This is a genomic window from Nonomuraea terrae, assembly GCF_004348995.1.
GTDB lineage: Bacteria > Actinomycetota > Actinomycetes > Streptosporangiales > Streptosporangiaceae > Nonomuraea > Nonomuraea terrae.
This window is the reverse complement of record NZ_SMKQ01000032.1, coordinates 32040-56269: the sequence shown is the minus strand read 5'-3', so window position 1 is coordinate 56269 and position 24230 is coordinate 32040. Positions and strand designations below refer to the sequence as shown.

At 70.5% G+C, this 24230-nt stretch carries 24 protein-coding genes; 11 read left to right on the top strand and 13 right to left on the bottom strand.

Annotated elements, in window-relative coordinates; translation table 11 throughout:
* Window positions 1-67: 67 nt before the first annotated feature.
* Both ssd and E1286_RS14110 read right to left on the bottom strand, forming a co-directional pair.
* The gene (gene ssd, locus E1286_RS14115) at window positions 68-1111 is read right to left on the bottom strand and encodes a septum site-determining protein Ssd (RefSeq protein ID WP_132612493.1); all 1044 of its coding nucleotides are present in this window, start codon (window positions 1109-1111) and stop codon (window positions 68-70) included.
* A gap of 2117 nt (window positions 1112-3228) precedes the next feature.
* A complete protein-coding gene (locus tag E1286_RS14110; protein ID WP_132612491.1) occupies window positions 3229-4008 on the bottom strand; it encodes a Fic family protein in 780 nt (259 codons plus the stop codon).
* Between the two features lie 847 nt (window positions 4009-4855).
* Here E1286_RS14110 and acs point away from each other — a divergent pair.
* The 4 genes from acs to E1286_RS14090 all read left to right on the top strand — a co-directional run bounded on the left by acs (window position 4856) and on the right by E1286_RS14090 (window position 8940).
* Window positions 4856-6829 carry an acetate--CoA ligase gene (acs, locus tag E1286_RS14105; protein WP_132612489.1) on the top strand — a complete coding sequence of 658 codons (1974 nt, stop codon included), beginning with the start codon at window positions 4856-4858 and terminating at the stop codon, window positions 6827-6829.
* Window positions 6830-7149: 320 nt separating this feature from the next.
* The gene (locus E1286_RS14100) at window positions 7150-7590 is read left to right on the top strand and encodes a phage holin family protein (protein WP_132612488.1); all 441 of its coding nucleotides are present in this window, start codon (window positions 7150-7152) and stop codon (window positions 7588-7590) included.
* A complete protein-coding gene (locus E1286_RS14095) occupies window positions 7580-8500 on the top strand; it encodes an alpha/beta fold hydrolase (RefSeq protein ID WP_132612486.1) in 921 nt (306 codons plus the stop codon). The genes E1286_RS14100 and E1286_RS14095 overlap by 11 nt, the downstream gene beginning before the upstream one ends.
* Window positions 8497-8940: a DUF309 domain-containing protein gene (locus tag E1286_RS14090; RefSeq protein ID WP_132612484.1), complete on the top strand. Its 444-nt coding sequence runs from the start codon at window positions 8497-8499 to the stop codon at window positions 8938-8940. The genes E1286_RS14095 and E1286_RS14090 overlap by 4 nt, the downstream gene beginning before the upstream one ends.
* Here E1286_RS14090 and E1286_RS47810 read toward each other — a convergent pair.
* The 3 genes from E1286_RS47810 to E1286_RS14075 form a co-directional block, all read right to left on the bottom strand.
* Window positions 8937-9542 (bottom strand): TetR/AcrR family transcriptional regulator, encoded by a 606-nt coding sequence (locus tag E1286_RS47810; protein WP_165969726.1) that lies wholly within the window; start codon window positions 9540-9542, stop codon window positions 8937-8939. The two genes, E1286_RS14090 and E1286_RS47810, sit on opposite strands and share 4 nt — an antisense overlap.
* A 9-nt stretch (window positions 9543-9551) precedes the next feature.
* Window positions 9552-10514, bottom strand: a complete 963-nt coding sequence (locus tag E1286_RS14080; protein WP_132612482.1) for an aldo/keto reductase — start codon at window positions 10512-10514, stop codon at window positions 9552-9554.
* 88 nt (window positions 10515-10602) lie between these two features.
* Window positions 10603-11793: a MarP family serine protease gene (locus E1286_RS14075; RefSeq protein WP_132612480.1), complete on the bottom strand. Its 1191-nt coding sequence runs from the start codon at window positions 11791-11793 to the stop codon at window positions 10603-10605.
* Between the two features lie 82 nt (window positions 11794-11875).
* Here E1286_RS14075 and E1286_RS14070 point away from each other — a divergent pair, with 82 nt between their 5' ends.
* Window positions 11876-12388 (top strand): HEAT repeat domain-containing protein, encoded by a 513-nt coding sequence (locus tag E1286_RS14070; RefSeq protein ID WP_132612478.1) that lies wholly within the window; start codon window positions 11876-11878, stop codon window positions 12386-12388.
* Here E1286_RS14070 and E1286_RS14065 read toward each other — a convergent pair.
* Both E1286_RS14065 and nth read right to left on the bottom strand, forming a co-directional pair.
* Entirely contained in the window at window positions 12385-13032 is a 648-nt protein-coding gene (locus tag E1286_RS14065; protein WP_132612476.1) for an NUDIX hydrolase, read from the bottom strand. The genes E1286_RS14070 and E1286_RS14065 overlap by 4 nt on opposite strands.
* A 40-nt stretch (window positions 13033-13072) precedes the next feature.
* On the bottom strand, window positions 13073-13795 hold the full coding sequence (nth, locus tag E1286_RS14060) for an endonuclease III (protein WP_132612474.1): 723 nt from the start codon (window positions 13793-13795) through the stop codon (window positions 13073-13075).
* Window positions 13796-13880: 85 nt separating this feature from the next.
* Here nth and E1286_RS14055 point away from each other — a divergent pair, with 85 nt between their 5' ends.
* Complete coding sequence (locus E1286_RS14055) at window positions 13881-14300, top strand: hypothetical protein (protein ID WP_132612472.1); 420 nt, start codon at window positions 13881-13883, stop codon at window positions 14298-14300.
* A 169-nt stretch (window positions 14301-14469) separates the two neighbouring features.
* Window positions 14470-15150: a Crp/Fnr family transcriptional regulator gene (locus E1286_RS14050; protein WP_246074851.1), complete on the top strand. Its 681-nt coding sequence runs from the start codon at window positions 14470-14472 to the stop codon at window positions 15148-15150.
* On the opposite strand, the gene E1286_RS14045 is transcribed toward E1286_RS14050, so the two are convergent.
* Genes E1286_RS14045 through sp36 form a run of 4 tightly spaced genes read right to left on the bottom strand, consistent with a single transcriptional unit; the run spans window position 15132 to window position 17389 of the window.
* Window positions 15132-15923 carry an MBL fold metallo-hydrolase gene (locus E1286_RS14045; protein ID WP_132612468.1) on the bottom strand — a complete coding sequence of 264 codons (792 nt, stop codon included), beginning with the start codon at window positions 15921-15923 and terminating at the stop codon, window positions 15132-15134. The two genes, E1286_RS14050 and E1286_RS14045, sit on opposite strands and share 19 nt — an antisense overlap.
* Window positions 15920-16714 (bottom strand): NUDIX hydrolase, encoded by a 795-nt coding sequence (locus tag E1286_RS14040; RefSeq protein WP_132612501.1) that lies wholly within the window; start codon window positions 16712-16714, stop codon window positions 15920-15922. The genes E1286_RS14045 and E1286_RS14040 overlap by 4 nt, the downstream gene beginning before the upstream one ends.
* Before the next feature lie 55 nt (window positions 16715-16769).
* Window positions 16770-17237 (bottom strand): RidA family protein, encoded by a 468-nt coding sequence (locus E1286_RS14035; protein ID WP_132612466.1) that lies wholly within the window; start codon window positions 17235-17237, stop codon window positions 16770-16772.
* Complete coding sequence (sp36, locus tag E1286_RS48845) at window positions 17234-17389, bottom strand: Sp36 family protein (RefSeq protein ID WP_132612464.1); 156 nt, start codon at window positions 17387-17389, stop codon at window positions 17234-17236. The genes E1286_RS14035 and sp36 overlap by 4 nt, the downstream gene beginning before the upstream one ends.
* 176 nt (window positions 17390-17565) lie before the next feature.
* Between sp36 and bagA the strand changes: the two genes are divergently transcribed.
* Together bagA and bagB are read left to right on the top strand one after the other, a co-directional pair.
* Window positions 17566-18567, top strand: a complete 1002-nt coding sequence (gene bagA, locus E1286_RS14025; protein ID WP_132612462.1) for an ATPase BagA — start codon at window positions 17566-17568, stop codon at window positions 18565-18567.
* Entirely contained in the window at window positions 18564-19691 is a 1128-nt protein-coding gene (gene bagB / locus E1286_RS14020) for an ATPase BagB (RefSeq protein ID WP_132612460.1), read from the top strand. The genes bagA and bagB overlap by 4 nt, the downstream gene beginning before the upstream one ends.
* A gap of 49 nt (window positions 19692-19740) precedes the next feature.
* Here the strand turns inward: bagB and E1286_RS14015 are convergent, their stop codons facing one another.
* On the bottom strand, window positions 19741-20037 hold the full coding sequence (locus tag E1286_RS14015; RefSeq protein WP_090771382.1) for a WhiB family transcriptional regulator: 297 nt from the start codon (window positions 20035-20037) through the stop codon (window positions 19741-19743).
* A gap of 242 nt (window positions 20038-20279) precedes the next feature.
* Here E1286_RS14015 and E1286_RS14010 point away from each other — a divergent pair, with 242 nt between their 5' ends.
* On the top strand, window positions 20280-22568 hold the full coding sequence (locus E1286_RS14010; protein WP_246074849.1) for a transglycosylase domain-containing protein: 2289 nt from the start codon (window positions 20280-20282) through the stop codon (window positions 22566-22568).
* A 240-nt stretch (window positions 22569-22808) separates the two neighbouring features.
* Here E1286_RS14010 and E1286_RS14005 read toward each other — a convergent pair whose 3' ends face one another.
* Complete coding sequence (locus tag E1286_RS14005) at window positions 22809-23267, bottom strand: GatB/YqeY domain-containing protein (protein ID WP_132612456.1); 459 nt, start codon at window positions 23265-23267, stop codon at window positions 22809-22811.
* Window positions 23268-23336: 69 nt separating this feature from the next.
* On the opposite strand from E1286_RS14005, the gene E1286_RS14000 reads away from it, so the two are divergent.
* Window positions 23337-24230, top strand: coding sequence for a metallophosphoesterase (locus tag E1286_RS14000; protein ID WP_132612454.1), 894 nt, complete (start codon window positions 23337-23339; stop codon window positions 24228-24230).

The following is a 24230-nucleotide window of genomic DNA, read 5'->3' as shown; positions in this document are numbered from 1 at the left end:
GTTGGGGGCGGGTGGCTGGATGGGATGTCGGTGGTGGAGTACGGGTTGCTTGACCGCTGGGTGGGGGTCATGTGGCCGGCAGGAGGTCTCGGAGGAGGGACGTGCACAGGTTGCCGAGCACGGTGCGGGGGCCCAGCCTGGGGAGCTCGCCGCGGTTGAGAGTGGCGGTGAGTCTGGGCTGGTCGGGGAGGTTGCCGGCCGGTGGGACACCGAGTGAGGACACCACGACCTCGTCGTCGAGGACTCCGGGACGGAGGATCGCGCGGATGTCGGCGGTGTGCTTGCGCGTCTCGGAGAGGACCTGTGAGGCGGAAAGGATGCCTCGCACGTCGGCCGTCGCCACCACAAGCGTGGTTTTCGCCCTGGTCAGAGCCTCGATCGAGGCTGGGTCGAGATGGCGGGGGAGGTCGACGACCACCAGGTCGAAGCCTCGGGTGCCTGCTTCGAGGACCGAACGCATGGCTTGGGCGGGAATCGGCGCCACGTCGCCTCTGTGGAAGGACAGGACTGCCAGATCGCCGAACGCCGGGAGCGCCGCCTGGAGCGCGCTGGAGCTGACCCTGCCCTCCCTGGCCACCAGGTCGCCCCAGCGGGCTCCTGGCGCCTCCTCGTGGCCCAGCAACGCGTCTATGCCGCCGCCCAGCGGATCGGCGTCGACGAGGAGCGTACGGAGGTGGTCGGCTGAAGCCCTCAGGGCGAGACAGGCCGCCAGCACGCTCGCGCCCGCCCCACCCCGGCCGCCGATCACGCAGGTCACGGATCCGGAGCGGGGGTCGGGCTCCATGGCGTCGGCGAAGCGCTCCACGAGGTGGCGCTCGTCGCTCGGCAGGGTCACGACGGTCTGGGCGCCCACGGCCACGCACTTGCGCCAGGTGTCGGGGTCGTCGGGCTCGCGGGTGACGAGGACGACCTGCTCTCGGGCGGGTGGCGCCGCCGCGGCCACGGCGTCCGCCTGATCGGCTCCCACCGCGACGAGCGGGGCGAGGTTCCAGTACGGGCGGGCGTGCGCGGGGACGTGGGCCACGTCGAGCTGCGCGCCGGCCGCGGCGGCTATGCGGACCAGGTCGTCCAGCAGGGCGTGGTCCTCGGTGATGACCAATGGGCGATGCATGTGGGGTCGGCCTCTCCCGGCGGTGGGTGGATGTTGGTGGCCCACCTTGCCGGAGGCGGTCGCGGCGGCGGGGCGCTGGAACGGGTTCTGTGGATAACCGGTGGCGCGCTGGTCCACAGCTGTGGACGACGGGTCTTCGCCGACGCATGGCCGATGGTCCCTGTTGGCCCGCAGGCCCTGGACCAGGTCACGTCCACGGCTCGCGGGCCCCAACCCCGGTCCGCGAGTGAAGCGCCGGGCAGACGCACAGACCTGCCGCTGGATGGCGTCCGTGGCAGTAGGTCCTCGTCCTTGTGCGAACGACCTCGGCCGCGAAAGAAGGCTGGGGCACGCGATCGGCAAGCGCAAGCGAAGCACGATCTTCGACCCGGACGGCAGATCAGCATGCGGGTCCACTGCTTAGGAATCACGGCGTGCGCAACCGGATGTGGCCGGAGAAGGGCGGCGGCAGCATGAAGGCGGGTGCGCTGGACGGCGCTGTCAGCCGCGGGTCATGAAGAACGGTGAGACGCAGGCGCACAGCCTCGGTCATGGGTGGCACACAGGTTCACGGCACGCATGGGTTGTGGCAAGCAGACGTCCGTGCAGGCGTGCAGGCGTGCAGGCGGCGGCCACGACCGGCTCGCCTGGTGGACTCTCCGCCACCCGGCCCGCCCATGGCGGTGATCCGGAGGGTGCGGGCGGAGAGAATCTTGAGCGATCCGCGCCGAGGACTCGTTCGGCGGCAGGGTGCTGAACCCGAGACCGCTGGAGCGCGGTGAGCCGCAGAGGCATGGCCCTGGGATGTGGTTCGCGGGCGGCGAACGGATGTGGAGTGGCCGCTGCGTGAGGCGGGAGGCTTGCCCTGGAAAAAGGGCGACCCCCGCCGGGGGGGAGAGCGGGGGTCGCCTGCCGGTCCGGCTCCGGGGGGGTAGAGCCGGTCCCGTTTCAGAAGAAAGCTTTCATCACCTAACCGGAACCTGGCAAGGGAGTTGCAAAGCAATCCCGTGCGCGTCGCTCCAGTTTCAGGCGATACCAACGTATGCTGCCCGATCGACTCGAGTTACGTCGAGGAGCAATCTCGCTTTTTCGCCAAGTTTTTTTCGTCGACTCATAACGATCACATAAAGCTGATCACCCTCTGTGATCGGTGACCATCGCGGATCCACGACTCCTCGTTCCGGATCGCCATAACGCGCGACGGCCCGGTGCACACTCGGGTAAAGGTCTTGGCCGGAGGGGTTCCCATCAGGGCGGATCGGACGTAGAAAGTAGATACGGACTCCGGTCCGGGTGCATCAGTCGGGTACCCACGCGCGACCAGCCGCGGGAGGCGCGTCGAGACGGGCTTGACCCGGTCCGACGGATACAGGTGCACGCTTGGTAACCCGGCGTGGTGCGCAAAGCGACGGCGTCTCAGGATTGAGACGCCGTCCGCTATGTCGGGAAATATCCGTATCGCCAGCCCGTGGGAGGCTCGGGAGGGCTCGGATCACGAGCTTTGAACAGCGGCACGGCCACGGTTCATGAAAGGTCCGGGCGGTGACACGGCCCAAGATCTTGAGGGTTCGGGCAGTAGCACGGCCGAGAGTCGCCGAAAGCCACGACCTCAGCGCACGGCGCAGGATTCCAGAGAGCTTCGCTGCGAAAGGTCCTCAGCTACGGGACCGTCAAGCACGGGTCCCGAACTACCGCACCGCCGCAAGTCCCGGGCTATCGCGCCGCCACAGGTCTTGAGCTGCGGCGGCACCATGGCCGCCCGGGTCAGGGCCGCAATGGGCACCGGAACAGCCACGTCGCGAAATGCCCCCCAACGCGCCGTAGGAACCGCCGCGCCTCCGCAGGTCCCTGACTGCCGCACCGCCGCAGGTGGCAGCGCCCACACCACGAAACCCAGGGACAGCCGTACCGAGAAAGAACCTTACGAAACGCACCCCCGAAAGACACCGAACCACCGCAGGTCCCTCAACTGCCGCATCACCGCAGGTACAGGCGTCGTCCCGGTGACGAAGGCCCCGGAACGGCCGTACCGCGAGCGGGTCGTATCGCGGATGGTGCTGAACGGCCCGGCCACCGAGGCGGCGGGACTGGCACGACGCCAAGGGTTCGAAGGCCGGTAAGGGCCGGCGAAGTGGGGGTCAGCCTCGTTGCATGGCCTCGCAGATCGCCGTGGTTTCGCGTACGCCGAGGGTTACCGCGGAGGCGCAGTGTTGTATCCACTGCGCCACCCCCTCCGGGCTCCCGCTCAGGTACGCCCGCAACGCCTCCGCGTACGGCAGCTCCTGATGCCCCACCTCCACCGCCACCAGCGACTTCGGATCGAGCCCGTACTCGACCAGTGTCAACCGCCCGGCCGAGCGCGCGACGACGCCGTCGGCCGTGCCGAACGGGCGCAGTACCGCCAGCTCCGCGTGCACCACGGCGGAAAGGATGATCGCGGGCGCCTTCGCCGACTGTTCCAGCAGGTCGAACAGGCTCTCCATGCGTACGGACGTGTCGGCCGCGGCGGGCGCGGGGCCGAGGCCGAGCGGGTCGGGGGCGTCGTCGGAGTCGCGGGGACGGCCCAGCGCCGCCTCCGGGGCGAGCCCGGCCGCCGCCACGGCGTGCAGCCGGGCCAGCACCTGCCTGGGCGCCTTGCGCCAGGTCGGGCCCAGCCGTCCCATCTCGGCCGACGCGCGCAGCGCACCCTGTACGACGGGATCGTGGATCTCGTCCCTGCGCAGGGCGTCGAGGGGTACGTCCACACCCTCGATGGCGGCCGAGGCTCGGGCGCCGCGCAGGGACGACTCCGTCGAGACCGCGGGGCTGGCCCGGCGCAGGACGCGGTGACGGTACAGCCGGTCGACGGCCTGCCGGGCCTCGTCCACCGCCTCCGCGACGCCGGGGAACTGGGCGATGACGGCCAAGGGGTCACTCACGTGACCTGACCTTACCTGCGGGTAGCGGTCAAGCGGTCCCAGGGGCGTCGGGCCAGGAAACACGGTGCGGGTAGCGATCACCCCCGCGCATGGAAAGAAGTCCGGTGCGGACAGCAACCCGCCGCAGCCGCAGACGAAAGGCCCTGCACAAGCAGCGGCCGACCCGCCACCGGACGCCGGCCAAGACGTCCAGTCCGGGTAGCGGTCGATCCGCCACAGAGGCGCTCGCCAGGAGGCCGGTGCGGGTAAAGGTCAATCCGGCCGCGCCGACCAGGAAGCACAGCGTGGATGGCGGTCAATCCGCCGCTGGGCGCCGGCCGAGAAGACCAAGACGGTAGGCCGCCAACCCACCGCAGCCGACGAAGCAGCCCACCGCAGGGCACCGGCCGAGAAGACCAGCACGGGTAGCGGCCAACCCGCCGCAGGACACAGAGCGAGAAGACCAGGACGGACAAGCCACCGCAGCCGACGAAGTAGCCGGGTCCGAGTCGGCCGATCGGTCGTAGGCGCGGACGGAGAGGGCCGAGCGCCGAACATGACCCTCGGTAACACGCCGCCGTTCCGCCCCGCCGCGAGGCCTCAATGCACCCTGGGACGCTCCCCGTACCGCGAGAAAGGACCGTGGAGGGGGCCCATAAAGCGCTGGGAACCCGCCTCCTGCCCCACCCACACATTCCCCTTATTTCAGGATGACAACATTTCAATAGCGTTTGTCATGCGAAGTGATAAGACGCACCCCGCCTTCGACCCCGAGGTACAGACCTGTCTAGACCTCTTGTGTACGGAGGTCCTGAGCTGGTGAAGTGGGACACGACCTATCCAAATCTGGCCATAGAAGGAGCACGAGGTGGCCCCGGAGACCGCTGGTAACGAAACCCAGGCGCTGTCCAACCTGCTGCAGGAGAACCGCCGGTTCGAGCCGCCGGCTGACCTGGCGGCGGCCGCTAACGTGACCGCGGCCGCTTACGACGAGGCCGCCGCCGATCGCCTCGCCTTCTGGGAGCGCGCCGCCGAGCGGCTGACCTGGGCCAAGCGGTGGGACACGACGCTCGAGTGGAACCCCCCGTTCGCGAAGTGGTTCGTCGGCGGTGAGCTCAACGTCGCCTACAACTGCGTCGACCGTCACGTCGAGGAGGGGCGCGGCGACAAGGTCGCCTACTACTGGGAGGGCGAGCCCGAGGGCGACTCCCGCGTCCTCACCTACAACGACCTGAAGACCGAGGTCTCCAAGGCCGCCAACGCGCTGCAGGAGCTGGGCGTCGGCAGGGGCGACCGGGTGGCCATCTACATGCCGATGATCCCCGAGCTGCCGATCGCGATGCTGGCCTGCGCCCGCATCGGGGCGATCCACTCGGTGGTGTTCGGCGGGTTCTCGACGCAGGCGCTGAAGAGCCGGATCGAGGACGCCGACGCCAGGCTGGTGATCACCGCCGACGGCGGCTACCGCAGGGGCAAGCCCAACGCGCTCAAGCCGACCGTCGACGAGGCCGTCGCCGAGTGCCCGCAGGTGGAGCACGTCCTGGTCGTACGGCGTACCGGCGGGGACGTCACGATCGGCGAGAAGGACGTCTGGTGGCACGACGTGGTCGACCGCCAGAGCGACGAGCACACCGCGGAGCCGCACGACGCGGAAGACCCGCTCTACATCCTCTACACCAGCGGCACCACCGGTAAGCCGAAGGGCATTCTGCACACCAGGGGCGGCTACCTCACCCAGACGGCCTGGACCCACGACGCGGTCTTCGACCTCAAGCCAGAGACCGACATCTACTGGTGCACGGCCGACATCGGCTGGGTGACCGGCCACTCCTACATCGTGTACGGCCCCCTGGCCAACGGCGCGACCAGCGTCATCTACGAGGGCACCCCCGACACGCCGCACCGTGGCCGGTTCTGGGAGATCGTGCAGAAGTACAAGGTCACGCTGCTCTACACGGCGCCCACGACCATCCGGACGTTCATGAAGTGGGGCGACGACATCCCCGCCAAGTACGACATGTCCAGCCTGCGCATCCTGGGTTCCGTCGGCGAGCCGATCAACCCCGAGGCGTACGTCTGGTACCGCGAGCACATCGGCGACGACCGCTGCCCCGTCGTCGACACCTGGTGGCAGACGGAGACCGGCGCCGTCATGATCAGCCCGCTGCCCGGCGTGACCGCGGGCAAGCCGGGCGCCGCGATGCGCCCGCTGCCCGGCATCGTCGCCGACGTGGTGGACGACCAGGGCAACAGCGTCCCCAACGGGGGCGGCGGCTTCCTCGTCGTACGCGAGCCGTGGCCGGCGATGCTCCGCACGATCTGGGGCGACGACCAGCGCTACATCGACACCTACTGGAGCCGCTTCGAGGGGATGTACTTCCCCGGCGACGGCGCCAAGAAGGACGAGGACGGCGACCTGTGGCTGCTCGGCCGCGTGGACGACGTCATGCTCGTCTCCGGCCACAACATCTCCACCACGGAGGTGGAGAGCGCTCTGGTCAGCCACCCGAAGGTGGCCGAGGCGGCGGTCGTCGGCGCCACCGACCCGTTGACCGGCCAGGGCATCGTGGCGTTCGTGATCCTGCGCGGCTCGGCGGAGGAGAACGACGACATCGCCACCGACCTGCGCAACCACGTGGCCAGGACGCTCGGCCCGATCGCCAAGCCGCGCCAGATCCTCGTGGTGCCCGAGCTGCCGAAGACCCGTTCCGGCAAGATCATGCGCCGCCTGCTGCGTGACGTGGCCGAGAACCGCAGCATCGGCGACGTCACCACGCTGGCCGACAGCACGGTGATGAACCTGATCTCGGAGAAGCTCCCGTCCGCCAAGCAGGAGGACTAGACCCGACACGAGAGCGCATGCCCGGAGATTTCCGGGCATGCGCTCTCGCTGTTCGGGGAGAGGGGAACCAAGACGTTCGGGGATCACACCCGGGCGCTATCTTGTCCGATCGGGTAGTTCTGGAACGGGACCCGTGCTCGCCAGGAAACTCCCCGGCGTGTTCGGCGGAGCCTGGCCGTCATCACGGCCCGGCCTGGCGAGACTGTCGGACATCGCACCCGCCCCGGGGATCGGGCGGTGCCGGCACACGGGTACGCAGGCGTCGCCAGGGCGCTGGATGATGTTTGACACGGCCACCCGGCCCCGATAGGAGACGTTTCATGCCGCAGACTCCCGAGGAAGACTCCCTGGGCTCGCTGGTCGCCGAGGCGACCAGCCACATCTCGTCCCTGGTCCGCTCCGAGATCGAGCTGGCCAAGGCCGAGTTCAGGTTCGACGCCAAACGGGTCGGCACGGCGGCCGGGATGTTCGCCGCCGCCGCGTTCATGGCCCACCTGTGCCTGATCCTCGCCTCGTTCGCGATCGCGTACGCGCTGGCCCAGGTGATGCCCCACTGGCTGGCCTTCCTCATCGTGACGGTCATCTACCTGCTGGCCGCGGGTCTGGCGGTGTTCCTCGGGGTGCGGCGGCTGAAGGGCCTGGCCGGGATGAAGCGCACCGCCCGGTCGATCAAGGGGTTGAAGGAGATCGCCGCCCCTGACGGTGAGGTCGTGCCCGCGCGCGGCCCAGACCGCGAGCCGGTGACCCGTGATGGCGCCTGACGAGTCCGTCGTCCAGGTCGAGGGCCCTTGGACGCACCGCGCGGTGCACGCCGGCGGCACCCGCTTCCACGTCGTCGAGGCCGGCGAGGGCCCGCTGGTGCTGCTGCTGCACGGGTTCCCGCAGTTCTGGTGGACCTGGCGCCACCAGCTGACGTCCCTGGCCGGGGCCGGATACCGGGCGGTGGCGGCCGACCTGCGCGGCTACGGCGGCAGTGACAAGCCGCCGCGCGGCTACGACCTGCCCACGCTGGCCGCCGACGCGACCGGGCTGATCAGGGCGCTGGGCGAGACGTGCGCGACCGTCGTGGGGCACGACTGGGGCGGCCTGCTGGCCTGGACGATGGCCGTGCTCGACCCCAAGTGCGTCCACCGGCTGGTCGTCGTGTCGGCCCCGCATCCGCTGCGGGTGCGCAGGTCGCTGGTGGCCGACCCGTTCGGGCAGCTGAAGGCGAGCCGCCGGGCGATCGGGTTCCAGCTCCCCCTGCTGCCCGAACACCGCCTCACCCGCCACGACGCGGCCCTGGTCGGCAGGCTGCTGGACGAACGTTCCCGGCCCGGCTGGCCCGCGCCCGACGAGTCGCGCACCTACCGCGAGGCGTTCCGCATCCCTGCCGTGGCGCACTCGGCGCTGGAATACCACCGCTGGTTCGGCCGTTCTCAGCTTCGACCCGACGGCCGGCGCTACGCCAGGGCGATGCGCACACCGGTCGAGGCTCCGACCCTGCAGGTGCACGGGGCGCTCGACCCGGTGGTCCTGCCGCGCACGGCTATCGGTTCGAGCCGTCATGTGGCGGCCCCGTACCGGTGGAGGCTGATGGAGGGGGCCGGCCACTTCCCGCACGAGGAGGTTGCCGACGTGTTCGACACCGAGCTGCTCGGCTGGCTGAACGATCCGGAGCCCGACCGATGAGAGACCGCGACCCCGAGGGCAGGCCGCGCAACGCCCGGCCCCGCGACACCTTCGGCCGCCCGCTCCCGTACGGCTCCCCCGGCGTCGCCCGCGTCCCCGACGACTACGCGCCGACCACCGAGCAGGCTCTCGCCGACGGCCGCCGGTTCCTCGGCGATGGCCTGCCCTTCAACGCCCACGAGGTGTTCGAGGGCCGCTGGAAATGCGCCCCCGACGACGAGCGCGAGCTGTGGCAGGGTCTCGCGCAGATCTGCGTCGGCCTGACCCACCTGCAGCGCGGCAACGGGCGCGGGGCCGTGACCCTCTTCAGCCGCGGCGCCGCCAAGGCCCAGTCGTACGGCGGAGCATACGACGCCGTCGGCAAGGCGGCCTCGACGCTCACCCAGGACACCGATCCCGGCGAGGCCATCGCCCTGATCCTGGCCAAGCTTCCCGGTTAGCTCAGCGCCGACCGGCCCGCGATCAGCGCCCGGGTGGCGGCTTCGGCCCGCGCCACCGCCAGCTCCACGGCGTCGTCTCCCGCTCCGAGCATGCCCAGGTTGAGCAGCCCGGCGTACCCGTGCGCGACGGCGGCCACGGCGGACCCCAGCAACTCGGCGGCCACCGGGTCGCCGCCCGCCAGGGCGGTCGCGGCCGTCTGGAAGACCCCCTTCACCGGCTGGGTGGCGCGCTCGAACTCCGGCTCGCCCGCCGGCATCAGCGTGCCGAACAGTGCCTCGAACAACGCCCGGCGCCGGGCGGCGAAGCGGACGTATCCCCTGGCCACCGCCACCAGCCGGGCCTCGTGGGAGTCGCCGCCGATCTCGGCCGAGACGGCCGTGGCGAGCAGCTCGCCCGCGCGTACGCCGACCGCGAGCAGCAGCTCGTCGCGGTCGGCGAAGTGGCGGTAGGGGGCGCTGACGGCGACCCCGAGCCGCCTGCTCGCCTCCGCCAGCGAGAAGCCCTGCACCCCCTGCTCGGCGATCAGCTCCATCGCGGTGTCGATGAGCGCGGCCCGCAGGTCGCCGTGGTGGTAGCGGTCGCGTCTGGTGGTCCGGGGCACGGCCTCAGGTTAGCGTGACAGCTCGTCGAGCTTTCCGGCCTCCGCCTCGGTGAGCGTGAAGCCCATCGCGCCCGCCGCCTCGGCCGCCTGGCGGGGCTTGGAGGCGCCGGGGATGGCCACGACCGTGTCGCCGTAGCGGGTGACGACCCAGTTGAGCGCCACCTGCCCGACCGTGACGCCGTAGCCGGAGGCGATCCGCCGCATGGCGTCGATCAGCGGCGCCGTGCGCGCGAGGCCGCGCGCGCTCAGGTCGCGGCGGCCGAAGACCCTGCGCATCACCGGCGCCGTACGGGCGAGCTTGGGGTCGTCGTGGTAGCGCCCGGTGAGCAGCCCGCCGTCGAGCGGCGAGTACGCGATCAGCGTGACGCCCAGCCGGCGGGCGGTCTCCAGGACGCCGTCGCGCTCGATGTCGCGGTGCAGCAGGCTGATCCTGACCTGATTGGCGGCCAGCGCGACGCCCTCGGCGGCGAGCACCCGGTGGGCGAGCAGCATCTGGCGGGCGGAGAAGTTGCTCACCCCGACCGCCCTGACCTTGCCCGCCCTGGCCAGCGCGGCCATGGCCCGCAGCTGGGCGGTCAGGCTCGACAGCGAGCCCGTCGGCATGTGGATCTGGTGCAGGTCGACGGGGTAGCCGCCGAGGTGGGCGAGGCGGTCGCCGATGGTGCGGGTGATGCTGGCGGCCGTGCGCCCCAGCGGGGCCCACTTGGTGGCGACGGCGACCTGGCCCGGCGCGACGCCGCACTTCTTGAGCGCGGCGGCCAGGACTTCCTCCGAGTTGCCCGCGCCGTACATCTCGGCGGTGTCGAACCAGGTGACGCCGCCGTCGAGCGCGGCCCGCACCACCGCGGCGGCGTCCTCGTCGATGGGCCTGATCATCAGCCGTGCCACGTTCCTGGTGCCGGAGAACTGCATGCATCCCAGCCCGACGGGGCTGATCTCGATGTCGGTGGTGCCGAGTCTGCGCGCCTTCATGGCCACTCCTCCATGTGATGACCTATCACATTGTGAGAAGCTATCACATTGAAGCGAGCGAAACGAGGCTCGTCGCTCTGGGGAGCCGTCAGTCGCAGTCCTGCGTGCTGGCCGGCGTGGTGTCGTTGCGGCCCGCGGCGGCGTCGGGGGCGACCTCGTCGGCCGTCAGGACGTAGCCGGTCTGCTCCTCGTTGATCGCGGCGGCGAAGATCACGCCGTAGACCCGGCCGTCGACGGTGAGCAGCGGGCCGCCGGAGTTGCCGGGCAGCACCTCGCCGCGGATCGCGTAGACCTCGCGCCGGACGGTGTTCGCGCGGTAGATGTCGGGGCCCTCGGCGGTGAGCTGGCCGCCGATGCGGGCGGGCGCGGCAGTGAACCCCCGGCCCTTGGGGAAGCCGGCCACGATCGCGTTGTCACCGCGCTCGGCCTCGTCGTCGAACGGCAACTGCGGCAGGTCGAGCCCAGGCACGTACAGGACGGCGATGTCGCGCCGCGGATTGTAGCGCACCACCACGGCCGAGTGGCGGGTGTTGGTGGAGTCGATGACCTGCAGGTCGCGGTTGACGCCCGCGACCACGTGGGCGTTGGTCATGATGCGGCCGGGCGCGTAGACGAAGCCGGTGCCCTCGATGTGCTTGTTGCAGCTGTCGGCGTTGCCCTGCACCTTGACGATGCCGCGCCGGGCGCGGGCCAGCTTGGCCCCCTGCAGCACGCTCTGGTCGGGCGGCGGCACGTCGATGAGGTGACCGGCCCCGATCGCGTCGAAGACCGGCGGGAACTCCGAGCGGTCGATGAACTTCTTGAACGGCTGCTGCCAGTTGCGGGCGGCCTGCGGCAGGGCCTCGTCGACCGTCGTGAGCAGCGCGGAGTTCTTCACCTGGTCGACGAGCGGGGTGAAGGTGCTGGAGACGACCAGCGAGCCGATCAGCCACGCGATCACCAGCACCGACAGCGCGCTGGCGAACGTGCCGCCGATCGCGTCGGCCACCTTGGCCGGCTCCCACGTGACGTGGCTGCGCACCACCGCCCCGAGCGTCGAGGAGGCGAACTGGCCGACCGTCGCGGACAGGAAGACGATCACGATGGCGAGCAGCGCCTGGGGTGTGTCGCCCTCGACGACGGCGTTCGTGATCGGGGGCGCGATGAACACCCCCAGCACGGCCCCGCCGACGAACCCCACGAAGCTCATCACCCCGATGATGAAGCCCTGCCGATATCCGGAGATGCCGAAGGCGATCACCAGGGCGATCAGAATGAGGTCAAGCAGATCACCGCGCACGCTTCAAAGGTAGCCAGCGATAGAGTCAAGCGTGCACGTCTTCGATCAGGACGGCGTCACCCGCCTGACTATCTTGGGCGGTATGCCGGGGGCCGAGGGAACAGTGCGCGAACTCATCCGGGCGGCTCTGAGCGACACCGACCCCGACGGGCCGCTGCGCTGGCACGTGATCTCCATGCTGCGCCAGCGCGGCGATCTCGAGTCGTTCATCGAGGCCCGCCGGCTCTGCGCCGCAGAAACCGTCGCGGAGCGGCTGCTCGGCGTCGACATCATGGGCATGCTCCACGCCTTCTCCGACCGTACGCTGCCGGTGCTGCGCTACCTGGCCGCCAGCGAGGACGACGCGATGGTGCTCTACTCGGTGCTGATCGCGTTCGGCCACCTGGCCGACCCGCGCTCGCTGCCGTCGGTGATCGACCTGGCCGGCCACGACGACCCCAGAGTCCGGTACGGCGCCGCGTACGCGTTGCAGCACGTGCTGGGCGATCCGCCCGACCGGGCGGGCCTGGAGACGCTGCGCGCGCTGGCGGCCGACGCCGACGCCGACGTGGCGGGCTGGGCCTCGCTCGGCGTGGCGCTGTGGGCCGCCCGCTAGGAGCGGGAGGCCAGCCCGAGTATGTCGGGCGGCAACTGCTCGACCCTGGCGGTGTCCCACGGGCGTTCCAGCCCGGCCGCGCGCAGCACCGAGTCGAGCACCATCGCCGTGAACCCCCACACCACCATCCCGCGCACCCGGAACGCCGGGCCCGCCATGCCGCTCGGGTGGCGCAGCATGATGCGGTTGCCGGGATCGACCAGCTCGGCAATCGGCACCCGCTCGACGGAGTCGACCTCGTCGGGCGAGGCCGCGTGCACCGCCGACGGGACGCGCCACCAGGCCACCACGGGCGTGACGCGGTTGTCGCTGTGGTTGAGGTAGAGCTCCGGCATCGTGCAGAGGACGTGGACGCCGGTCGGATCGACCCCGGTCTCCTCCTCCGCCTCGCGCAGCGCGGCGCCGACCGGCCCGCCGTCGCCGGGATCGACGCCGCCTCCCGGGAAGGCCGGCTGCCCCGGGTGGCGACGTCCGCGCGTGCTGCGCTGGATCAGCAGCACGTCAGGCCCTAACGGGCCCTCGCCGAACAACATCAGCACCGCCGCCTCCCTGCCGCCGTCGGCGGGGGGAAGCAGGTAGCGGGGGACCTTGGCCTGTTGCGCCTGCGCCGCCAGACGTTCGAGCCAGTCGGGCACTTGGGTCACGAAACCTCCAACACGACGAGTGCTCGATCACTTCCCGGCATCAGGAGAAGGGCCCGGACCTGACGAGCTTGGCGGCCTGCCCGGGGTCGGTCGGGCCGGCGCCGTACGAGGGGCACAGGGCGGCCAGCGGGCACACGCCGCACGCGGGCCTGCGGGCGTGGCAGATGCGGCGGCCGTGCCAGATGACCCGATGGGAGAAGATCGTCCACTCGCGCCGGGGCAGCAGCTCCCCCACGACGTGCTCGATCTTGACGGGGTCGGTCTCCTCGGTCCAGCCGAAACGGCGTACGAGGCGCTGGAAGTGGGTGTCGACGGTCAGGCCGGGGACGTCGAAGGCGTTGCCCAGCACCACGTTGGCCGTCTTGCGGCCCACGCCGGGCAGGCTGACCAGGTCTTTCAGCTTGCCTGGCACCTCGCCGCCGTAGCGCTCGCAGATCGCCTGCGCCATGCCGATGATGCTGTTGGTCTTCGCGCGGAAGAAGCCGGTCGAGCGGATGATCTCTTCCATCTCGGACCGGTCGGCGCTCGCGTAGTCCTCGACCGTCGGATATTTCGCGAACAGGATCGGGGTCACCATGTTGACCCGTTTGTCGGTGCACTGGGCCGAGAGGATGGTCGCGACCAGCAGCTCCAGCGGGTTGCCGAAGTCGAGCTCGCAATGGGCGTCCGGGTAGGTCTCCGCGAGGACGCGGTTCATCTTGCGGGCCCGTCGCACCAGTGCGAGCCGGGTCTCCTGCCGGCCCCCCGCCGCTTTCGTCGCCATGCCGCCAGCGTAGAAGCTTCCGCGAACGGTTGAACCCTGGACGGCCTGGTCCGCGTACAACCTGACACCACCGAAGGGGGTTGTCATGGGAAGTTCGACGCTGGCGGAGTTCGTCCGGGTGGGCGGACCGCTGCGCGGCCCGGCGCTGCACCGGGTGGCCGTGCGGTGCGCGGCGGCCATGGTCCACACGACCTCGGGGGTACGGCTCCGCCCCGACGAGGTGGCGCTCGGGCCCGGCGGCCAGGTGCTCGTCGGCTGCGCGTCCGCCGGTGAGCCCGCGGACGACGTACGGGCCTGGGCCGATCTGGTGGTCTTCGCGGCCACGGGCGCCGCGGACGGCGACGTGCGGGTGCTGCCGCCCGTGCTGCGGATCGCCGTGGAGCGCTGCCGCCACCCCGGCGCCGCGTCCCGTCCGAGGGCCGCTGACCTGGTGCGCGTCCTGCTCGGCCGGTCGGTCGCGGCGGCGATGGCCTCGGTGGACGACCTGCTGTCCCGCGCGGGCTGAGCTTCCAGGGGACCGCGGACGGAACAAACCGCCGCATCAGGTACCTTTCCCCATGGACTTCACGCACCTCAGCGTGCCTGGACAAGACCAGACCACTCCGGCATTCCCATAATCTGTTTGTGTGCCGCCCGGAGTGGGGTGAGTCACAATGGGCAGCAGAGGAGGCAGAGTGAACACCGAAGACGTGCTGGGCAAGGCCCCCCTGTTCGCCGCGCTCGACCGCGAGAGCGCCGCGGCGCTGCGGACGAGCATCACCGAGGTCCAGCTGTCCAAGGGGCAGACGCTCTTCCACGAGAACGAGACGGGCGACCGCCTCTACGTCGTGCTGGAGGGCAAGATCAAGCTGTCCCGCACCTCCCCCGACGGGCGCGAGAACCTCCTCAGCGTGCTCGGGCCGAGCGAGATGTTCGGCGAGCTGTCGCTGTTCGACCCGCGACCGCGTACGGCGACGGCCACGGCCCTGACCGAGGTGCGCCTGGCCGGGCTCGGCCACGACGACCTGCGGCCGTGGCTCACCGGCCGCCCCGAGGTCGCACTCCACCTGCTGCGCGCGCTCGCCCAGCGCCTGCGCCGCACCAACGACGTGCTGGCCGACCTGGTGTTCACCGACGTGCCCGGCCGGGTCGCCAAGCAGCTGCTCGACCTCGCCGAGCGCTTCGGCACCAAGACCGACGACGGCCTGCGGGTCCACCACGACCTCACCCAGGAGGAGCTGGCGCAGCTCGTCGGCGCCTCCCGCGAGACGGTCAACAAGGCGCTGGCCGACTTCGCCCAGCGCGGCTGGCTGCGCATCGAGGCCAAGGCCGTGGTCATCCTCGACATCGACCGGCTCTACAACCGGTCCAGGTAGTCGAGCTGGGCCGCCACCGACATCTCGGCGGCCGGCCAGAGCGAGCGGTCGACGTCGGCGTACACCATCTTGACGATCTCGCGCGGCGTGCGCGCGCCCTTGGCGCGGGCGGCCCTGATCTGGTCGAGGCGCTCGCGCCGGTGGGCGATGTAGCCGTCGAGCGCGCCGATCGGGTCGGGCAGCACCGGGCCGTGTCCTGGCAGCAGCGCCCGCGCCTCCAGGCTCTCCGCCGCCGCCCTGAGCCGGTCGAGGCTGCGCAGGTAGTCGGCCAGGCCGCCGTCGCGGGCGACGATCGTGGTACCCCTGCCGAGCACGGTGTCGCCGGTCAGCATCGCCCGGTCCTGCGGGATCCAGAAGCACAACGAGTCGAACGAGTGGCCCGGCGTCGCGTACACGTGCAGCTCCAGGCCGCCCGCGCTCACCACGTCGCCGTCGCCCAGCCCCTCGCCGCCCAGCCGGTGGCGCGGGTCGAGAGCGCGGACGGGCGCCTTCACCAGCTCGGCGAAACGCCGGGCGCCGCCGCTGTGGTCGATGTGGCCGTGGGTGAGCAGGACCTCGGTGACGCGGCGCTCACCGAGATGGTCGCGTACGCGCAGCAGGTGAGACTCGTCGTCGGGCCCCGGATCGACCACGACGACCTCGTCACCGGCGCCGATCACCCACGTGTTGGTGCCGTCGAGGGTCATCACGGAGGGGTTCGGCGCGAGCAGGTTCTCGGCGTGGTCGGTACGCGACCCGTCCGGCGTGCCGACGGGGATGTACAGGCCGCTCATGCCGTCACCAGCCGCATCTCGCCCTCGATCTCCACCGCGCGCGGCATGATCGTGACGATCTCGCGCGGTGCGGCCAGGACCCCGCCCACGCCGTCGTACTGCGACAGCTCGCTCAGCGTGCGGTGGGTCGGCGGCATGAGGAAGATCTCCCCCCGGCGGGCCAGCCCCAGCGCCTCGGCCGGGCGCTGCCAGACCACCCGGTCGGCCTCCCCGCCCACGTCGCGGGTGCGCTGGCCCTCGGGCAGCACGGCGACGAAGAAGCGCGTGTCGAAGCGCCTGGTCTCGATCTCCGGCGTGATCCAGTGCGCCCAGGGCTTGAGCAGGTCGGCGCGGAGCACGAGCCCGCGCCTGGCCAGGAAGTCGGCGAAGGCGAGGCTCCGGTCGATCAGCGCCAGCCGGTCGGCCTCCCAGTCGTCGCCCGTCGTGTCGGCCACCACCGAGTCGGGCCCCGGCCCGGCCAGCAGCACGCCGGACTCCTCGAACGTCTCGCGTACGGCCGCGCACACCAGGCCCCGGGCGAGCCGCTCATCGGTGTTGAAGGCCGCGCCCCACTCCGCGGGCGACGGCCCGGCCCAGGCGACCGCCTGGTCGGCGTCGCGCACGTCGACAGAGCCGCCGGGGAAGACGTACGCGCCCGCGGCGAAGGCCATCGTGGACTTGCGCCGGAGCAAATAGACCTGAGGGCCCGGGCGCAACAGCACCACCGTGGCGGCGTTGCGCGCGGGCACCGGCTGGACGCGTCCGGCGAGGACGTCCCGGGCCCGCGCGGCGAGCTCGGCTGGAAGTGGCAGACCAGTCACATGACCTCCTCTAGAACATCACTCGGTCATGGTGACATATGCCCGTTCAGTCGACTTCGGCGATCAGTTCCACTTCGACGGGCGCGTCCAGCGGCAGGGAGGCCACACCCACGGCGCTGCGCGCGTGCTTGCCCACCACGTCGCCCAGCGCCTGGACGAGCAACTCGCTGGCGCCGTTGCCGACCTTCGGCTGGTCGGTGAAGGCGGGGTCGCCGGCCACGAACACCACGACCTTGACGACGCGCACGACCCTCGCCAGATCGCCGACCTCGGCCTTGACCGCGGCCAGCGCGTTGAGCGCGCAGACGCGGGCCAGCTCGGCGCCCTGCTCGGTGGTCACCTCGGCGCCCAGCTTGCCGGTCAGCGCCAGCTTGCCCTCCACCATGGGCAGCTGGCCCGAGGTGTAGACGAGGTCGCCGGTGCGCACGGCCGGCACGTAGGCCGCCAGCGGGGCCACCACCTCGGGCAGCGTCAGGCCGAGCTCCGTGAGCCTCTCTTCAGGGGTGGTGGTCACTGCTTCTCCCGCTTGAAGTAGGCGACGAGCTGCTCGGGCGTGGCGCCCTGCACGATCTGCACGAGCTCCCAGCCGTCTGCGCCGAAGTTGTCCAGGATCATCTTCGTGTTGTGGATCAGCAGCGGGGCGGTGAGGTACTCCCATTTCTTCATGGGGATCACGATAGGCGCTGAGACCCGCAGCCTGTGCTGCACCGCTGAACGCGCCGCACCATAGGCGCTGAACCCGCAGCCTGTCGGCCGCCGCCATGCGTGGCGCATCAGAGTGTGAGCAATCTCAATGGGTGGTCGTCGGCTTTCGGCAAGTGACGCTTCGGTAGCCTCGAAGCGTGGACTCTCCGGACACGGATTGGGCCGACGTACGACTGCACGTCGTCACCGGCAAGGGCGGCACCGGCAAGACGACGGTCGCCGCCGCCCTGGCCCTTGCGCTGGCCTCGGGCGGCCGCAAGGTGCTGCTGGTGGAGGTGGAAGGCCGGCAGGGCATCGCGCAGATCTTCGACCTGCCGCCGCTGCCGTACGAAGAGCGCAAGATCGCGGTGGCCCCGTCGGGCGGTGACGTGTACGCGCTGGCCATCGATCCCGAGGAGGCCATGCTCGAGTACATGGAGATGTTCTACGGGATGCGCCGCGCGGGTCGCGCGCTGACCAAGATGGGCGTCGTCGACTTCGCCACCACCGTCGCGCCCGGCTTCCGCGACGTGCTCGTCACCGGCAAGACGACTGAGGCCGTACGCCGGCGCGGCAGGAACGGCCGCAGGGTCTACGACGCGGTCGTCCTCGACGCCCCGCCCACGGGCCGCATCACCCGTTTCCTGAACGTCACCAAGGAAGTGGCGGGCCTGGCCAAGGTCGGCCCGATCAAGAACCACTCCGACCTGGTCAGCGGCGTCGTGAAATCGCCGGAGACCGCCGTGCACTTCGTCACCCTGCTGGAGGAGATGCCGGTGCAGGAGACGCTCGACGGCGTCACCGAATTGCGCGCTGCCGGTCTTCCCGCCGGTGGCATATTCATCAACATGGTGCGCGAATCCCTCCTTCCCCAGGCCGCACTTGACTCGGCTGTCAAAGGCCGGCTCGACGTCGCGGAGCTCACTCTCGGCCTCAAGGCGGCAGGAGTGATCGACGGCGCCCAGGCCACTTCAATGGCCGAGGCGCTCGCCGAAGAGATCGTGGAACACGCCCGCCGCACCCGCCTCGAAAGCACCGAACGCGAATCGCTGGCCGAAGCGGGCCTGACGACGTACGAGCTGCCGTTGCTGGCCGACGGCGTCGACCTGGCCGGCCTGTACGAGCTGGCCGAGTCCATGCGCACCCAGGGAGCAGCGTGAAGAAGCCCGCCGTACTCGACATCGACGCGATCCTCGACGATCGGGGCACCCGCATCATCGTGTGCTGCGGCTCCGGCGGCGTCGGCAAGACCACGACCGCCGCGGCGCTCGGCCTGCGGGCCGCCGAGCGCGGCCGGTGCGCGGTCGTGCTGACCGTCGACCCGGCGCGGCGCCTGGCCCAGTCGATGGGCCTGACGGAGCTCGACAACACCCCGCGCCTGGTCGGCTCGCCCGACGGCGACGGCCGACTCTACGCGATGATGCTCGACATGAAGCGCACGTTCGACGAGATCATCGAGGCGCACGCCGACCCGGAGCGGGCCCGGCAGATCCTGTCGAACCCCTTCTACCAGTCCCTTTCGTCGAGCTTCTCCGGCACGCAGGAGTACATGGCCATGGAGAAGCTCGGCCAGCTGCGCCGCTCCGACGAGTGGGACCTGATCATCGTGGACACGCCGCCCTCGCGCTCGGCGCTCGACTTCCTCGACGCTCCCGAGCGGCTCGGACGCTTCCTCGACGGCAGGTTCATCAGGCTGCTGACCGCCCCGGCCAAGGCCGGTGGGCGCAGCGCGTTCCGGCTGCTCAACGCCGGGTTCGGGTTGATGGCCGGGGCGATGACGAAGCTGCTCGGCGCGCAGGTCATCAAGGACCTGCAGACGTTCGTGTCCGCGCTCGACGCGGTGTTCGGCGGGTTCCGGCAGCGGGCCGAGGCGACGTACCGGCTGCTGCAGGCGCCCGGCACGGCCTTCCTCGTGGTGGCCGCGCCCGAGCGGGACGCGATGCGCGAGGCGTCCTACTTCGTGGAACGCCTGGCCGAGGAGCGTATGCCGTTGGCCGGCCTGGTGGTCAACCGCGTGCACACCTCTCCGGCCTCGGCGCTGTCGGCCGCCCGCAGCGCCGCCGCCGCGGAAGACCTGGAATCGAGGGGCGAGCACGAGCTCACCGCCGCCGTGCTGCGGCTGCACGCCGGGCGGATGCAGCTCGCGGCCCGTGAGAGCCGCGAACAGGAGCATTTCGTCTCGGCCCACCCCACGGTGCCCGTGGTGCAGGTCCGCGCCATGTCCGAGGACGTCCACGATCTGGCGGGGCTGCGCCGGATCGGGAACCTGCTGGCGACCGCATAGAGGTACGGCCGGCGGGCGGCGCCGGCCGTACGCGGTCGCCGATCCGGGATCAGCCCGCGATCAGCTCGTTGGTCCGTTCGTACTCTTCCTTGGCCGACTCGAGCAGGTCGCGCCACGAGTCCACGTCGGGCCGTCTGCGCAGCAGCGCACGCCTTTCGCGTTCGGTCATACCGCCCCACACCCCGAACTCGATGCGGTTGTCCAGCGCATCGGCGAGGCACTCGGTACGGACCGGGCAACCCCGGCAGATGAGTTTCGCTCTGTTCTGCGCGGCGCCCTGCACGAACAGGGCATCCGGATCCGCACCCTTGCAGGCGGCACGGGAGGTCCAATCCGTGATCCACATTTTTCGACCCCACTCCCCTTAGGTGGTCAGTCGTCATTTGGGGCCGACGGGCGCGGGCGCCGAGCCTCCGTATTCAGTTGCCGCAGGGAGAACGTACGCAACCGACCCTTCGGGCCGACAGACCCCAGAGGACCAATTTCTCGCGGCAGTCTTGACCGGGAATGACTAGTCACCCCCGCCAGTCAAGGCGAAATGGTGTCGTGCTACCGATTAGGTCAGTCTTTCGACGTACCCTTAGGGGTGTGCAAGCCCAGGGCAAAGACCGCTCCAACCCGGTACTCAACATCCTGCGCCTGATCACCGCGGGAGCAGCGGCCGGCGTGCTCACCGCCGCCGTGGCGCTGCCCGCGATCGGTGGAGCGGGGATCTCCACGAAGAGCGCCGTCGAAGGGCTCAACCTCAAGCCCGAGGAGCTGGAGGAGCCTCCGCTGTCGGAGGTCACCCGGCTCTACGACGCCAACGGCGACCAGATCGGCCAGTTCTACTTCGAGAACCGGCAGTCGGTCACGCTGGACAAGGTCGCCCCCATCATGCGCACAGCCCTGATCGCCATCGAGGACTACCGTTTCTACCAGCACGGGCCCATCGATGTGGAAGGAACGGCAAGAGCGCTCGTCAAGAATCTGACGAGCGGCGGCGTCACGCAGGGCGGTTCCTCGATCACCCAGCAGTACGTCAAGCAGGTCCTGCTCAACAAGGCCAAGACGCCGGAGGAGCAGGCCGCGGCGATCGCGCCCACGGTCTCGCGCAAGCTGTCGGAGCTGCGCCACGCCATGGCGGTCGAGAAGAAGTACACCAAGGACCAGATCCTCGAGAAATATCTGAACATCGCCTACTTCGGCGCGGGCGCGCACGGCATCCAGGCGGCGGCCAAGCGCTTCTTCGACAAGCCGGCCTCCGAGCTCAACCTCGTCGAGGCCGCCACGCTCGCCGGCGCCGTCCAGAACCCCGCCCGCACCGACCCCAACGTCGGCCCTGACTCGCGTGAGCGGCTGCTGGAGCGACGCAACGTCGTGCTCGACCGCATGGCCGAGCTCAAGATGATCAAGCCGCAGGAGGCGGCCGAAGCCAAGACGAAGAAGCTCGGCTTCAAGGACATCGAGGCTCCCGGCGGGTGCGAGGAGAGCGAATATCCGTACTTCTGCCTCTACGTCCAGTACGAGATCCTCAACAACGAGGACTTCGGCAAGAACCAGGAGGAGCGCAGGGAGCTCCTGGAGCGGGGCGGTCTGAGGATCAAGACCACGATCGAGCCCAAGATGCAGGCCGCCGCCGAGCAGGCGATCAGGAAGTACGTCAGCGCCAAGGACAAGCCCGTGGCCTCGCAGGCCATGGTCGTTCCCGGCACCGGTGAGATCAAGGCCATGGCCGCCTCCCGGAAGTACGGCCGGAGCAAGAGCAAGAACGAGATGAGCTACAACATCGTGGCCGACGGCGCGCACGGCGGCGGCCGCGGGTTCCAGCAGGGCTCGACGGCCAAGGTGTACACACTGGCCGCCGCGCTCGAAGAGGGCTTGAAGTACGGCGACGGCTTCCCCTCCCCCGCTGGTTACAAGGCCAGCGGCTACAGCGCGTTCAAGAACTGCAAGGGCCAGAACGTCGGCGACCCGTCCCACACCGTGCGCAACTCCAGCGAGGGCGGCGGCGGCTTCAAGACGCTCGAGACCGGCACCTGGGGCTCGGTAAACACCTTCTTCGTCAAGCTGCAGGAGGAGGTCGGGCTCTGCGACGTCGTCAAGATGGCCAAGAAGCTCGGCGTCAAGCGGGCCGACGGGCAGAAGCTGTCGGAGGTCGAGACCTTCACGCTCGGCGTCAACGAGGTCGACCCCGTCACGATCGCCAGCTCATACGCGGTATTCGCCGCCCGCGGTGAATACTGCAAGCCGCTGGCCATCACCGAGATCACCGACCGCTACGGCAAGGTCAAGCAGTACAAGCCGAAGTGCTCCCAGGTGCTGGACGAGAAGGTCGCCGACGCCGTCAACGGCATCCTGTCCGGGGTGTTCACCAAGGGCACCATGACCGAGGTCGGCGGGATCGGGCGTGACGCGGCCGGCAAGACCGGCACGACCGACAACTACATGTCCGCCTGGTTCGCCGGTTACACGCCGAACCTGGCGTCGGCCGTGAGCCTGGGCGACCCGCGCGGCACCTCGGCCCACAAGCTGATCGGGGTCACGATCGGCGGGCGGTACTACTCGTACGTGTACGGGGCGTCGATCTCGGGGCGCATCTGGAAGGACTCCATGCTGGACGCCCTCAAGGGGGTCGAGCCGACGGACTTCACGCCGGTCGACCGGTCGCGCTTCGGCGGCTGCACCGACAACTGCGCGCCCAAGCCGCCCAAGGAGCGGCGCGACGACGGGCCGCGCGATCCGTTCGACTGGTTCGACCGCGACGACGACGGCGGCGGCGACGACCGGGGCGACTGGGGCGATTGGGGCAACGGGCGCGGTGGCGATGGCCCGGGCAACGGCCGCGGCAACGGTCGCGGGGCCGGTGACGCCGGCCCCGCCGGCAACGACGACTGACCCTCCAGGGGCCTCTGCGGGCCTGCGGGCGCTTGTGGGCCTTCCGGGAGTCCGGTGGACCGGCCGGGCCCTCTCCCGCGCCTTCGCGGCCCGGAGACGGGCCCGTGAAGCGCTGAGGCCCCCGCCCACCAGGTGCGGAGGCCTCGGAGGCCCGGATCGGCGGAACCCGCACAGAGACCCGCCCGATCACGGCCCGCCGGTCAAAGCTGCGGCGTGAGCCGGGGAGGCGGCCGGTCGGTGTTACTTGGCCGCGAGGCGGGCGCGTACGGCGGCGGCGACGCGGCCACCCTCGGCGCGACCGGCGACCTTCGGGTTGACGGCCTTCATGACCTGACCCATGGCCTGCGGGCCCGAGGCCCCGGTCTCGGCGATGGCGGCGTCGACCAGCACGGCCAGCTCCTCGTCGGACAGCTGCGCCGGCAGGTACTCCTCCAGCACCTTCTGCTCGTCGAGCTCGGCCTGCGCCTGCTCGGCGCGCCCCGCGTTGCCGAACGCCTCCGCCGCCTCGCGCCGCTTCTTGGCCTCCTTGGTGAGGACCTTGATGACCTCGTCGTCGGTCAGCTCCCTGGCCTCCTTGCCGGCGACCTCTTCGACGTTCACCGCGGCCAGTGCCATCCGGATGGTCCGGAGGCGTACCTCGTCCCGGCTCTTCAGCGAGGCCGTCAGATCGGCCTTCAGCTTGTCCTTCAATGCGCTCATGCGGTCCATCTTGCCGCCTGTGCGGACCGCCACGGTCGTCTCCCGCCCGATGTCGGGCATCATGAAGGGGTGAGGAAAGCCGTCGCAGTGCCCCTGTCCGTGTTCGGCCTCGGCCTGGCCGGGCTGACCTACGCCTCCGTGGTGGAGCGCAACTGGTTCCGCCTGCGCCGCTTCGACGTACCCGTGCTGGAGCGCGGGCAGCGTCCCGTGCGCATCCTCCACCTGTCCGACCTGCATCTGACGCCGGGCCGTTCGATGCTGATCAACTGGGTGCGTTCCCTGGGCTCCCTGGAGCCCGACTTGGTGGTCAACACCGGCGACTCGATCGCCCACCCGGACGCCGTCCCGTCGCTCCTGCACGCCCTGGAGCCCTTGCTGTCGCGTCCCGGCCTGTTCGTGTACGGCTCCAACGACCTCTACGCCCCCAAGCCGAAGAACCCGGCCCGCTACCTGTGGCGTACGTCCAAGAACGAGCGCCGCCAGCACGTGCCGTCCCTGCCGTGGGAGGAGCTCGGGGCGGGCATGGCGGCCGAGGGCTGGCTCGACATGAACAACACCACCGCCCGCATCAAGGTGGGCGACCTCGACGTCGCCGTGGCGGGCATCCACGACTCCCACATCTCCCGTGACCGCTACGACCTCGTGGCGGGCCCGGCGCCCTCCGACGCCGACCTGCGGCTGGGCGTCATGCACTCGCCCGAGCCGCGCAACATGTCCCTCTTCGCGGCCGACGGCTACGAGCTCCTGCTCGCCGGCCACACCCACGGCGGCCAGCTCTGCGTCCCCTTCTACGGCGCCCTGGTGACCAACTGCGGCATCGACCGGGCCAGGGTGAAGGGCCTGAGCCGCCACGACGGCGCCTGGCTGCACGTCTCGGCCGGCCTCGGCACCTCCCCGTACGCCCCGGCCCGCTTCGCCTGCTTCCCGGAGGCGACTTTGCTGACCCTGGTTCCCCGGCGCTGA

What these genes read in the sequence shown, in the direction of transcription:
- nth (WP_132612474.1), bottom strand. Translation starts at nt 13,795, where the DNA reads ATGGCGACGAAAGCGGCGGGGGGCCGGCAGGAGACCCGGCTCGCACTG.
- E1286_RS14015 (WP_090771382.1), bottom strand. Translation starts at nt 20,037, where the DNA reads ATGTGGATCACGGATTGGACCTCCCGTGCCGCCTGCAAGGGTGCGGAT.
- E1286_RS14055 (WP_132612472.1), top strand. Translation starts at nt 13,881, where the DNA reads ATGGGAAGTTCGACGCTGGCGGAGTTCGTCCGGGTGGGCGGACCGCTG.
- sp36 (WP_132612464.1), bottom strand. Translation starts at nt 17,389, where the DNA reads ATGAAGAAATGGGAGTACCTCACCGCCCCGCTGCTGATCCACAACACG.
- E1286_RS14080 (WP_132612482.1), bottom strand. Translation starts at nt 10,514, where the DNA reads ATGAAGGCGCGCAGACTCGGCACCACCGACATCGAGATCAGCCCCGTC.
- E1286_RS14090 (WP_132612484.1), top strand. Translation starts at nt 8,497, where the DNA reads ATGAGAGACCGCGACCCCGAGGGCAGGCCGCGCAACGCCCGGCCCCGC.
- E1286_RS14070 (WP_132612478.1), top strand. Translation starts at nt 11,876, where the DNA reads ATGCCGGGGGCCGAGGGAACAGTGCGCGAACTCATCCGGGCGGCTCTG.
- E1286_RS14005 (WP_132612456.1), bottom strand. Translation starts at nt 23,267, where the DNA reads ATGAGCGCATTGAAGGACAAGCTGAAGGCCGATCTGACGGCCTCGCTG.
- E1286_RS14100 (WP_132612488.1), top strand. Translation starts at nt 7,150, where the DNA reads ATGCCGCAGACTCCCGAGGAAGACTCCCTGGGCTCGCTGGTCGCCGAG.
- ssd (WP_132612493.1), bottom strand. Translation starts at nt 1,111, where the DNA reads ATGCATCGCCCATTGGTCATCACCGAGGACCACGCCCTGCTGGACGAC.
- E1286_RS14045 (WP_132612468.1), bottom strand. Translation starts at nt 15,923, where the DNA reads ATGAGCGGCCTGTACATCCCCGTCGGCACGCCGGACGGGTCGCGTACC.
- E1286_RS14095 (WP_132612486.1), top strand. Translation starts at nt 7,580, where the DNA reads ATGGCGCCTGACGAGTCCGTCGTCCAGGTCGAGGGCCCTTGGACGCAC.